This is a genomic window from Bacillus sp. FSL H8-0545 (genome assembly GCF_038006105.1).
In the GTDB taxonomy this organism is placed as follows: Bacteria; Bacillota; Bacilli; order Bacillales; family Bacillaceae_G; genus Bacillus_A; species Bacillus_A cereus_U.
The window spans coordinates 754,784-767,503 of the sequence record NZ_JBBOUO010000001.1 but is presented as its reverse complement, the minus strand read 5'-3'; the positions used below and the strand labels follow the sequence as shown (position 1 = coordinate 767,503).

Genomic DNA, 12,720 nt, shown 5'->3' with positions numbered 1-12,720 from the left:
AAAAGAGTTAGTCTCATTATTGAGGCTAACTCTTTTTTTTATGATTCTTACATTCTTTCTTTCTCTTGAAAGTAACTAATATTATCCCGAATCCATTTTCTCTCTGACATAAACAAGTTTCCTCGTTTTTTATATACCTTACCAAACGTCTTTAAAACTTCTTCATGATCAGCAAACTTATGTAAGAAACGCAGAGCAATAACAATCTCTGATTCATCGGTAGGTACTACTTCATTTTTACGTCTTCTAGAAACAACTTTAGTTACACGTTCGCAAATTGGCTTAGTCGCCATTTCATCTCCATATGCATAAATAGCTCGAACAGCCTCGTATTTCACTATGATATTTCTATCCTTTAAAGCTTCAATGTAAACAATTTGTAAGTCTGCTCCCCCTATTTTCGCTAAAACCTCAATAACAGTTGAACGAACATAAGCGCTATCACTATATACAAGCTTTGTTAATGGAAGAATTGATTGATTTGTTCCAATCTCAAGCAAAGTATAACAAATATTTGTAATCTCATCTTTATTTTCTTCAGTAGCCAGCAACTTTAGTAATGCACTTTCCGCTTCTAATGATTTATATAACTTTAAGGAAGAAACTGCCCAAAAACGAACAGCATCGTTTTTATGATACATATAAGGAATAATTTTATTTGTACTACTTACTTCTGGTAATGTATAAATATTACTAAGCAATTCACTTAACAGAGTCGGGCTCTCTTCATATTCCAAACGATCTATAAGATAATCAGCAATACAAATTTCTTTCGTATTGATAGCGAGTTTCGTCATTAAATAATACATATCTTTCTTCATAGATAGCTTTTTTGCTTTTATTATCTTCTTCTGTAAATAAGGGAAAGTTAATAGGTCATTTAGCTCTTTTGCTTCATCATAAGCACGATGGAAAATCTCTGTTTCTTCATCAGCCATCCGCCCTAATAAATCATCTATATACTCTTCCATCTCCTTCTCTCCCGTCCAAATTAAATCTATCCCTTTGAATTCTATATACGATAGACTACTATTTCAACAGAAAAAAGAGGATGCCATAGCATCCCCCTCCTTATCTTCCCTATTCCACACAAGTAAACTGCGTCCAAGCCCCTACATAATCTAGTAAAAACAGTTCTTCTTCAGCAATTGTACCGACAATATTTTTCCTTTCATCTATCGGCATTTCTTTCAAGATGATTTGTAGTTCACCTTTATACTTTCCGAATGAGTTGTTACCAATTACAACTTGGCCTCTTTCCTGCGGTACACTTTCTCGCATTGGGAAATCGTCGTCTTTATACTTTTTACGTACTTCTGTAGAACGTACCATATATTCTGTTATGTCGCCGCGTCTTACGTGTAATTCTTGCAGTGTCGCTCTCTTCTCTACTTCAGTCGCTTCGTCTACAAATTGTACTTTTAGCTGTAACATGTAACGATTTAAGTTTCCTAGGTTCTCTAACTCTTCTTCACTCGCATAAGCATTTCCGATAATCACATCATCGATCAGCCCTGTCGCCCATAAATGCTTCGCTTGTACTTCCATTGGTAGATGGCGATGTTGTTCAAGCGTACATAATCCGTCGTTAATATCCCATGGACCGATGCCAGCTGCATGCGACGTAATAAAGGCTGCCGTGCGAATACCATGTTTTTTAAAGCGTTCACTACAGCAAATGAAATAATCATACGGAAGGCCAGTAAATTTTTGCGGATAAAAATTGTGACAACCAATTAAAGCTGATTTATTCGCTTGATGCGAAAGGATATTTTCTAAATACGCAATATCGTTACTTACGTTTAACTCAATTTTTAAACCGTACGGATTATTCGTCATTTTCGCTTCTGTTAATCCGTCAAACCCTACATCTAAACGAATTCCATCTGCACCTAACTCTGCAAAGAATGATAGATCACTATAACTAATACCAAGTTGATCGAATACAGCCGGAGCTACATCTAAAATAACTTCCATATTGTACTCTTTTGCATGATTAATAATTTCTTTAAATTCAGCTACAATCTCTTCTTTCGGACGATTAACGGATAATAAACAAGTGAATATTCTTGAAAAACCGTGGCGTGCGGCTGCTGAAATATATGCCATATCTTTTTCTTTCGTTGAATGCTCTGGATAAAGTGAAATTCCTAATTTACGCTCCATGCTTTTGCATCTCCTTCACACGTTGTATTAATGCCATGCTCGTAAATCTATATTTTGCAGATAAACATGTTGCACATAAAATCGTTGGTACGATAATAAAGAATGGTGATTGTAAGCTAAATGCTACATAAGCTCCCATTGAACATCCGATAAATAATATCGACACAAGTAGTAAAACTAATAACGATTTACTTTGTACCCACTTTGAATAATGCGCAATACACTGCCCCGCTACGAATGTAATTAAGATGATAATTGCTCCGAGCATTCTGATTTCTCCTCTCCTGCTAATTGTTGTTTTTCATACATTTTGAAGAATGGGTAGTAAATAACGAATGAGATAACAAAGTTAACAAGTACAAGTACACCAGCCATAATTGTCCAGTCCGTACTAATAATAGCTGCAATTGGCGCTAACATCGTAAATGGCAGCTTCGCCATCATCAATGGAATCATACCTGAAACAACTGCGAAATATGATACTGTCGTTGTAACTAACGGTGTAATAACGAACGGAATAATTAAAATTGGATTCATTACAATTGGTGCCCCGAAAATAATTGGCTCGTTAATATTGAATAAACCTGGTACGAATGATAATCTACCTAACTCTTTTAGGAACTTAGATTTAGAGAACATAAACATAATTACTAAAGCTAACGTTGAGCCTGATCCACCAATCCATACGAACCATTGAATAAATTGCTCTGTAAATAAGTTTGGTAATTGATGTGCATTTCCTGTAGCCGTGAATACTTCCATATTTTCAAGAATTGCTGAATCCCACATTGGACGAATGATTGGTCCTAAAATCGCTGGACCATGTATACCGAACGACCAGAAGAATACGATTAGGAATACTGTTAATAAACCACCGAATAAATTATTACCTACTAATACTGACTTTAATGGTGCAATTAAATATGTGATCGTTGTATTTACATCAAATTTCAAACCGTAACGAATGCCCCAGAATAAAAGAATAACTACTAAAGTTGGAATTAATGCTGCAAACGAGTTTGCAACTGCTGGTGGTACACTGTCTGGTAATTTAATCGAGATATTATGCTTAATCATGAAATGATAAATTTCAACTGCAATTAATGCTGTCACAATAGCTCCAAATAAAGACGTAGCACTTAATGTCCCTACTGAAATATATCTTCCTGCATCAATAACACCTGGTACAGCTTTTGTTATTTGAATAGGTTCAACTGATGCTAGTAAAAAGGCGAGTACAGATAATAATCCTGCACTTAACTGATTGAGCTGATAAAAGTTCGCGAGTGAGGCCCCTACCCCAAATGCTGCGTATAAAGCCATTAAACCTACTGTAAATCGGAATGGAATATCTAAAATATGGCGAAACGGTGCAATCCACTCCATATATGCATCAATTGGTAAGTTTAAAAAGATAACGAAAAATGACCCGACAATCGTTAACGGTAATGTAGAAATAACTCCATTTCGAATTGCTAATAAATGTCGTTGCCCCGCAATCTTTTGCGTTGTTGGCATAATCTTCTGTTCCATAAAACTCATAAAACCATTCATCGATAACCCTCCCTATGTTCAATCTGGCGAAAACAAAAGTTATAACATTATAATGTTTATATTTAAAAAAATATAATCACGCTAAAACTAATTGTTCAGCTTGCTTAAGTACTTTCAAACCATCACACATGCCATAATCTCGTTGCTCTATAATTGCAACTGGTATATCGTATGATTTCGCAAGAAACTCTACCGCTGGAAACAAATACTTCACCTGTGGTCCAATTAAAACAACATCAGCATTTTTTATTTCCAGTTTCACAAGTTCCGAATCGACTGCTTTAATTTTATAATCCTTCCCTTGTTTCTTTGCCTCTTCTTGCATTTTTCTTACAACCATACTCGTTGACATGCCTGCTGCACAACATAATAAAATGTACATATTATACTGTCACTTTCTCTTCCACGCGTTTATGAAGAGTAATAAATTCCTCAGCAAGTTCTTTCACTGTAATGGCATTCATTAAATGATCTTGTGCATGCACTAATAATAAACTTATTTCTGCATGATTGCCCCTTGCTTCCTCTTGAATTAAATCCGTTTGAATACGATGAGCAGATGATATTTCCTCACTAGCAAGTTCCATCTTTTCACTCGCATTCTCAAAATCTCCTTGTCTTGCAAAAGCAATTGCTTCAAGTGCCGCGCTTCTAGCATTGCCACCATGTAAAATTAACGAAAATGGAGTTTGCATATCAGTCATTTTAAGTTCCCCCAAGCTATGTTTTTTCTATATTTTCATCTTATTATGAAAACGCATACAATTAAACATAAAAAACTTCCGTTATGTAACGGAAGTTTTTATATACTTTTCTTATAAAGATAATAATATCTCTTGGAAATCTTCAATTACTTCAGCCTGAGTTAATTTCTCTATCGTATTCTGACTAGACATAATATCATATAAAAAATCATAAAGCTTTTGTAAATCTTCATTATTATTGCGCTTCACACTAAATAAAATAATAACTTGTACTTTCTTATCTCCCCAGTCAACAGCCTTTTCAAGCGTACAAAACATCAAAAATGTTTGTTCACTTAATAACTGCATCGGATGTGGAATCGCAACTAAATTCCCAACCGCTGTAGGAGATGTGTTCTCTCTCTCCATAACAGAAGCATAAAAGTTTGCGGGTACATAACTTTTCGCAGCAGCTTTCTCACATAAAAACTGGATAACCTCTTCTTTCGTAGAAGCACTACGATTTAAGAAGATCAAATCTTCCTTAATATATTGCTGCACACTATTATTCACATGCGTAAATAACTGCTGACCAATCGATTTAATCTCTTTATCATCAAATATTGAATTCACTTTTATAACTGGCACAGGCAAACCACTCGGTATATGAATCGTACTAATAATACAATCTACTTTATCTTTATAAAGGTCTTCTACTTTCAATTGATAATAGCCTGTAATACCTACAATCTCTAATTTATCTCGAAACTGTGCTAGAATTTTATATTTCAGTAGCTGTGCACTCCCTTGACCAGTCGCACAAACTAATAAACATCTTTTCTTTTGATTATTTTCTTGTAAACGGCTCATCGCCCCTCCAAAGTGAATGGCAATATAACCAATTTCACTCTCTGGAATGGATTCACCCGTATATTCACCAATTATATCTCCAACGAGAACTGCAATTTCAAAAGCATATGGATAATTTTTTTTCACTTCTGCTAAAAGAGGATTTCTCGTATTTAATTTATATTTCAAACGATTTAATAACGTTTTTAAATGAACACCAAAACCAAATAATAATTCTTCATCATAATAAAAAGTAAGATTCCGTTCTTCCGCTACTTTGAAAAGAATATGCTGCATGAATGCATATACGTCTTTCCCTAATAGCTCTTCCACATTTTCATAGCGATCTCTTGCTGTAACAGCAGTACTTAATAAATGCATCGTCACATATAAAATTTCTTCTTCTGGAAATTGAAGTTTTAGCTCTTCCCCTAAATTCCCTAAAATCTGTTTCGCAATTTTATATTCTTTCTTTATTATAAGTTCAGATTCCTCTACATGCAGTGCTTGAATGTAATGATCATCCCTGCATCTCTTTAAAGCAATCGCAATATGAATTGATAAATTATCAATTTCTATATCTGATAAATATATCGTTCCTCCCTCGATATACTTTAGTATAACTGAGCGGATGAGAGAAATATGGGGTAACGATAAATACGTGTCCGTCTGCTCATAGTTCTCATGAAACGGAGTATGGTCATACCGCGGTAAACCATATTGTGATAAACAAGAACGAATATTAAATTCTTCTCCCACAATACGTATACCATAATATGGTCTTTTTTCAATTTGTAACTCATAGCGACTACAAATATCCGTAACATCTTTCATAATTAAGTTTACAGTCGATTTACTCACATAAATCTCTTCCGCTAGCTGTGAAAGCTTCATATACCCATCTGTCGTTAAAATACGTTGTAAAATATAAGCTACTCTTTCTTCATAAGAAGTGGGAATCTTTTCCGTCTGTTTTTGAAATACATTTAAGCAAAAATCTTCAAACTTCTTAGTTTGTATAATTTCTAGTTCGTACCCATTCCCCCTTTGTGATTCAATTTTCGCTCCGTGTTCTTCCAATATATCATTTAATAATTTTATATCCTTTTGAATCGTCTTCGGTGATACATGTAAACGGCTCGCTAAAAAAGCTCGATTTAACATCGATTTCTCTTCTAAAAACTCCTCTAAAATGGAAATTAATCGCTGATGCACTTTTGTCATAGCTCTTCCTCTCGCTCTTTATATAAAGTGAAACTTTAATCAGTGGGGGTTTTGTTCATCCCCCACTGATTATTAGCCTTCACCAATCGGGCGTTTACGGGCAGTTAATCTTCCACCTAGCTTCTTTGCACCAGCTGAATTTTAAGGTGGAGTTTTACTGCCCGTTAATGCGGGATAAAAAGGAAAAAGCTGCTGAAGTCAGTAGTTTTTTCCTTTTTCATTTTCTCTATTTCTTTAATGTAAATCCAAACTTATCCCAAGCTTGTAAATAATCTAATAAGAAGATTTCTTCCTCTACCACTCGGCCAACTACATTTGTTTTTCCTGTATTCACCATATCTTTTAAAGCAATTTGCAATTCACCTTTATATTGACCATACTGTTCATTATCAATTAAAAGATCACCGCGCTTAATTTCGCGCGTATTATGCGGTTTGAACTCTTCTTTTTTATATTTCACACGACTCTGTGTAGAACGAATCATATATTCAGATACATCTCCGCGATAAAAATGCGGTTCGTCTAATACAATAATTCTTTCTAATTCTGTTGTTGTATCATATAGTCCTATATCAAATGTTTGTTTCTCTTTATTTAATGCACCTAGTGCTTGTAATTCTTCCTCTGAAGCATAGGCGTTCGCAATAATAACATCATCAATTAATTCTGTCGCAAATAAATGCTTCGCTTGTGTTATCATCGGTAATTTACGATGCTGCTCTAACGTACATAAGCCTTCCGTTACTGGCCAAGGCCCATATGTTGCATCGAATGATGAAATAAAAGCAGCGGTTCTCATACCGTAATCTTTAAATTGTTTCGAGCATTTAATGAAATGATCGTATGATAATCCTGAATAACGATGTGGATAGAAATTATGACAGCCAATTAAATTTTCACGATTTGGTCTATGGCTCATAATGTTATCTACATACTTCGTACCGTTACTCATATTAATTTCAATTTTTAAGCCGTATGGATTGTACGTCATAATTGATTCTTCTAAACCTGAGAAACCGACATCTAAACGAATACCATAAGCACCTAGTTCATGGAAGAACGATAAATCATTATACGAAATACCTAGTTGTTCAAAAACAGATGGACTAATATCAACTAATACTTGAAACCCTAACGCATTCGCATGAGAGATCGTTTCCTTAAACTCCTCTATAATCGTCTCTTTTTCGCCATCTACAGATAATAAACATGTGAATACACGTGTAAATCCGTATTTACTTGCTAATGTTACATACTCTTTATCTTCCTCTACTGTCGAATGTTCTGGATAAATAGAAATACCTAATCGTCTCATATGTACACGCCTCTTTCTTCATCATATTGTAAACCTTTTCAAATATATGTAGTGAAAAAGTATGTATCCCCTTCTCGCCCACTACCATTTGAATCCGCTTTCTTTAAAGAAAAAATAATTTCTATCATTCATAACAACTACTAGTCTATACATCTATACTTTACATCTTTTTTTCAAAGTTGTGTAGTCTTTCCACAAATTTGTCAGTTTTTTCGCCTTGACTGTTACGTTGACCAATACATATACTCGAAAGAACAGAGATAAAGTGAAACTTTAATCAGTGGGAGTTTTACTGCCCGTTAATGCGGGAAAACTTTTATATAGGGGATGAATATATGGGAGAGGCAGTACTCGTAAAACGAGAACCGTTATGGACAAAAGAGTTTATTGCGCTAATTCTAGCAAACTTATGTATGTTTTTAGGATTTCAAATGTTAATTCCAACTTTACCTGTTTATGTGAAAGAAATTGGGGGCACAAGTTCAAATATCGGATTCGTTGTCGGTATGTTTACCGTTGCAGCACTTTTTATTAGGCCGCTAACTGGAAATGCCTTGCAAAAATTCAACAAAAAAATCATTTTAATGATCGGTACCGCTATTTGTTTACTCGCTATGGGCAGTTATCTTTTCGCTTCAACCATTTTCCTATTGCTTGCCGTTCGAATTTTACACGGAGCTGGTTTTGGTATTACAACGACTACATACGGAACTGTCGTTTCAGATTTAATTCCGCAAGCTCGCCGCGGTGAAGGCATGGGGTATTTCGGTCTTTCTGGAACTATCGCCATGGCGCTCGGTCCGCTTATCGGACTTTGGCTTATGCAAACATATAACTTCACGATTCTTTTTTTATGTGCACTTTCATGCACAATAGTTTCATTAGTATTAACGAAACTACTTCAAATCAAAAAATCGCCGCAACCACCACAGCAAACATCTGGTACCTTTCTCGATGGATTTATTGAGCGTAAAGCTTTACTTCCTTCATTATTAATATTATGTATTACATTAATGTACGGGGGAATTGGGAGCTTTATCACATTATTTGCTACAGAAGTCGGGATTGCTGATATCAGTCTCTTCTTTTTATTTAATGCACTTGCAATCGCTGTAACCCGCCCGTTTTCCGGAAGATTATATGATGCGAAAGGCCATACATTCGTCATCATTCCAGGAGTTATTATTACGTTTACAGGTATTATTTTGCTGTCATATACAACTACAATTCCGAGCTTAATTATTGCCGCAGCGTGCTACGGAAGTGGTTTCGGAGCAATTCAACCAGCACTACAAGCATGGATGATTGACCGAGTAGCACCGCACCGGAGAGGAGTGGCAACAGCAACATTCTTCTCAGCATTTGATCTTGGAATTGGTGCTGGAGCGATTATTTTTGGATTCATTGCACACTTTACCAACTATGCAACTGTATATCGTTATTCCTCTCTATTACTTATTGCTTTCCTGTTCATTTACATTACAAGCTTACGGAAACAAAAACAGAAAGATAAAATAAACGAAAAAGCCGTTGGGTAATGTTAACTCGCTCCATTTCAAAGTACTTACACTAAAAAAATTATATATACACAAATGCAAAAAAGCAGTGGATTCCAAAAAAATCGCACTGCTTTTTGCATTGTATTGAAAGGTGAACCGCTGTTCTATTTATTCATGTTGTTCGTATGATATTAATATATAGAACGAATTGGAGGAAACATTAATGAAAGCAATATTGTATACAAAATATGGTCCCCCCGACGTACTTCAATTGAAAGAAGTTGAAAAACCTACACCTAAAGACAATGAAATACTAATAAAAATTAATGCGACAACCGTAACAGCAGGAGATATTCGTTCAAGAAGTTTTACAGTTCCCTCTTCGGTTTGGCTACCCGCTCGAATTGCACTTGGCTTTAAACAACCGAAAAAACAAATACTTGGAATGGAATTGGCTGGTGAGGTTGAATCAGTAGGAAAAGACGTTACGCGTTTTAAAGTAGGAGATCCAGTTTTTGCTGCTACCCAAGCAAATTTCGGTTCTTATGCTGAGTACATTTGTATACCTGAAGATGGAGCAGTGTGCATGAAGCCCTCCAATATATCCTATGAAGAAGCCGCAGCCATCCCAATTGGAGCACGTACAGCCTTGTTTTTCCTTAGGAAAGCTAACGTTCGAAGCGGTCAAAACATTCTTATTTACGGAGCTTCTGGAAGTGTCGGAAGTTATGCAGTACAAATTTCCAAGTATTTCGGCGCAACAGTTACAGGGGTGTGCAGTAGCTCCAATTTAGAATTGGTCAAATCGCTAGGAGCTGACGAAGTAATTGATTACACCGCAAGCGATTTTTCTACTATAGACGGAGCTTATGATGTTATCTTTGAAGCCGTAAATAAGAGTACCTTTTCAGATTGTATTAAAATGTTAAAGGAAGATGGTACCTATATAAATATCGTTGAACCGTTACCAAGTGCTCAAATGCTCTGGACTAAATTGACAAGTCGCATGAAACTCATATTAAGTCAAAACGCACCTGAAACTTCCGAAGCATTAAATTTCCTTAAAGAACTAGTTGAGAACGGTAAAATAAAAGTGATCATTGATAGGCAATACACTTTTGAGGAAATTGTTGAAGCTCACATATATGTTGAAAAAGGACACAAAAAGGGAAATGTCGTCATAAACTTGAAACATAACGACAACTCCTAATAAAGTGAAACTTTAATCAGTGGGTAGCTTTATCTCCCACAAATAGCAGGATAAACAAGCACACTGCACACAGTTTTTACAATACGAAGTACTCAAACTTTTTTAACATAAAAAACCAGGGCAAATTCATATGCGAATTGCTCTTTTTTAATGTTGCAAGCACTCCAAAGAAGTGGATTAATATACTTCAATCATTTTTTCACTTTCATCAGTACACTCATTTCAAACCTCCCCATTTCCCCTACATATTTTTCTAACTTTGATTAAAAAATATGCAAAGAACCATTATAAATAAAGTGAAACTTTACTTAGCACACCCAATTTGGATAGTTTATCTCTCCTATTTTTACTATCAATAAATAGTGTGATAAATGTGACTTCTTTACGAAATAGTCAGATACCATGCATAAAAACCAATTAAATCCAGGAGTTTCTTTAAAGAATTGTAAACTTTTTAGTACTTTGTAAATTTAGTGTAAAAATTATAGACAAACCGTTTACAGTGCCTCAAGGTTTAGTTAATAATTACATCGTACATGAAATTTAAGGAGTGGAATGCGTGGAATACAATATTCAAGATATGATCTTCCAGTTCATTGGTGGATTAGGTATTTTCTTATTCGGGATTAAATACATGGGCGATGGACTGCAACAAGCAGCCGGAGATCGTCTTCGCGATATTCTAGATCGTTTTACAACAAACCCTCTTATGGGTGTACTAGCAGGTATGTTAGTTACAGTATTAATTCAATCAAGTTCAGGAACAACCGCTTTAACAGTCGGACTTGTAAGTGCCGGATTTATGACATTAAGACAAGCAATTGGTGTTATTATGGGTGCGAACATCGGAACGACAGTTACTGCATTTATTATCGGAATTAAAATCGGAGAATACGCTCTTCCAATTATGGCAGTTGGAGCTATCTTACTATTCTTCTTTAAAAATAAAAAAGTACAGTCTTTAGGTCAAGTCGTATTCGGATTTGGTATGTTATTCTTCGGTTTAGAATTGATGAGCGCAGGTATGAAACCTCTTCGTTCTTTAGAGTCATTCCAAGAATTAATGGTTAGCATGAGTGATAACCCAATCTTAGGAATCGTTGTTGGTACAGTCTTCACTTTAATCGTACAAAGTTCAAGTGCGACAATCGGTATTTTGCAAGAACTATTCGGCCAGGGTGCAATCGATTTACAAGCTTCCCTTCCTGTATTATTCGGTGATAACATCGGTACAACAATTACAGCTGTATTAGCAGCAATTGGTACTTCTATTGCAGCAAGACGTGCAGCATTAGTTCACGTTATCTTTAATATCGTCGGTACAATTATCTTTACGATTTTATTAGTACCATTTACAAGTTTAATTCAATATTTCCAAACATCTTTAAACTTAAATCCAGAAATGACAATCGCATTTGCCCACGGAACATTTAACGTAACAAATGCACTTATTCAATTCCCATTCATCGCTGTATTAGCATGGATTGTAACAAAACTTATTCGCGGCGAAGATTCTGCTATTGATTTCAAACCGCAACATTTAAATCCAATCTTTATTGAACAATCTCCTGCTATCGCACTAACAGAAGCGCAAAAAGAAATTGTTCGCATGGCTGAGTTTTCTTTACAAGGATTAAAAGAAGCAAACCAATTTTTAAATACACAAGAAAAGAAACACGCTGATATGGCTACGCAATTAGAAGCAGCTATTAACAATTTAGATAAAAAAATTACCGAGTATTTAGTTTTACTATCAGAAAAACCACTTTCACATACAGACTCTGAAAAGCATTCAGTTCTAGCAGGTGTTGTTGGAGATATTGAACGTGTTGGTGATCATGTAGAAAACTTAGTAGAACTTGTAGATTTCCAAATTTCAAACCGCGTTTCACTATCAGATGAAGCACTAGCTGAATTAAATGAAATGCTTGAATTAACAATTTCAACATTACAAGATGCAATCAATGCTTTAACAAACTTCGACACTGAACTAGCTCAAACGGTTATTGCAAAAGAACGTAAAATTGACCAAATGGAACGTGTTCTTCGTAAACGTCATGTATTACGTCTGAACGAACGTAGCTGTTCAGGTGATGCAAGCATCATTTTCGTTGATATGGTAAGTAACTTAGAGCGTATCGGTGATCACGCTGTAAATATTGCTGATGGCGTTTTAGGGGAACAAGGAAAAGTAAATTTAAAACAATCATTATAATAGGA

Annotated in this window: 11 protein-coding genes; 3 read left to right on the top strand and 8 right to left on the bottom strand. The window is 35.3% G+C overall.

The annotated features are described in order from the left end of the window. Positions 1 to 47 precede the first annotated feature (47 nt). The 8 genes from MHI07_RS04015 to MHI07_RS03980 all read right to left on the bottom strand — a co-directional run bounded on the left by MHI07_RS04015 (position 48) and on the right by MHI07_RS03980 (position 7,791). A complete protein-coding gene (locus MHI07_RS04015; protein ID WP_002159180.1) occupies positions 48 to 971 on the bottom strand; it encodes a HEAT repeat domain-containing protein in 924 nt (307 codons plus the stop codon). 109 nt (positions 972 to 1,080) lie between these two features. Then, entirely contained in the window at positions 1,081 to 2,166 is a 1,086-nt protein-coding gene (locus MHI07_RS04010; protein ID WP_340822059.1) for a DUF871 domain-containing protein, read from the bottom strand. Next, positions 2,156 to 2,434, bottom strand: a complete 279-nt coding sequence (locus MHI07_RS04005) for a hypothetical protein (RefSeq protein ID WP_002150399.1) — start codon at positions 2,432 to 2,434, stop codon at positions 2,156 to 2,158. The genes MHI07_RS04010 and MHI07_RS04005 overlap by 11 nt, the downstream gene beginning before the upstream one ends. Further along, complete coding sequence (locus tag MHI07_RS04000) at positions 2,410 to 3,720, bottom strand: PTS sugar transporter subunit IIC (RefSeq protein WP_002201677.1); 1,311 nt, start codon at positions 3,718 to 3,720, stop codon at positions 2,410 to 2,412. Before MHI07_RS04000 ends, MHI07_RS04005 begins: the two co-directional genes overlap by 25 nt. Before the next feature lie 76 nt (positions 3,721 to 3,796). Further along, a complete protein-coding gene (locus MHI07_RS03995; protein ID WP_002087440.1) occupies positions 3,797 to 4,102 on the bottom strand; it encodes a PTS sugar transporter subunit IIB in 306 nt (101 codons plus the stop codon). A 1-nt stretch (position 4,103) separates the two neighbouring features. Then, positions 4,104 to 4,424, bottom strand: a complete 321-nt coding sequence (locus MHI07_RS03990) for a PTS lactose/cellobiose transporter subunit IIA (RefSeq protein ID WP_002203350.1) — start codon at positions 4,422 to 4,424, stop codon at positions 4,104 to 4,106. Between the two features lie 111 nt (positions 4,425 to 4,535). Further along, positions 4,536 to 6,476, bottom strand: coding sequence for a BglG family transcription antiterminator (locus MHI07_RS03985; RefSeq protein ID WP_340822055.1), 1,941 nt, complete (start codon positions 6,474 to 6,476; stop codon positions 4,536 to 4,538). A 226-nt stretch (positions 6,477 to 6,702) separates the two neighbouring features. After that, positions 6,703 to 7,791, bottom strand: coding sequence for a DUF871 domain-containing protein (locus tag MHI07_RS03980; protein WP_340822053.1), 1,089 nt, complete (start codon positions 7,789 to 7,791; stop codon positions 6,703 to 6,705). 335 nt (positions 7,792 to 8,126) lie between these two features. Here MHI07_RS03980 and MHI07_RS03975 point away from each other — a divergent pair, with 335 nt between their 5' ends. From MHI07_RS03975 to MHI07_RS03965, 3 genes are all read left to right on the top strand, one after another. Next, on the top strand, positions 8,127 to 9,329 hold the full coding sequence (locus tag MHI07_RS03975) for an MFS transporter (RefSeq protein WP_340822051.1): 1,203 nt from the start codon (positions 8,127 to 8,129) through the stop codon (positions 9,327 to 9,329). 184 nt (positions 9,330 to 9,513) lie between these two features. Then, positions 9,514 to 10,500 carry an NAD(P)-dependent alcohol dehydrogenase gene (locus tag MHI07_RS03970; RefSeq protein WP_340822049.1) on the top strand — a complete coding sequence of 329 codons (987 nt, stop codon included), beginning with the start codon at positions 9,514 to 9,516 and terminating at the stop codon, positions 10,498 to 10,500. Positions 10,501 to 11,059: 559 nt separating this feature from the next. Further along, positions 11,060 to 12,715 (top strand): Na/Pi cotransporter family protein, encoded by a 1,656-nt coding sequence (locus tag MHI07_RS03965; RefSeq protein WP_016103794.1) that lies wholly within the window; start codon positions 11,060 to 11,062, stop codon positions 12,713 to 12,715. Positions 12,716 to 12,720: the final 5 nt, after the last annotated feature.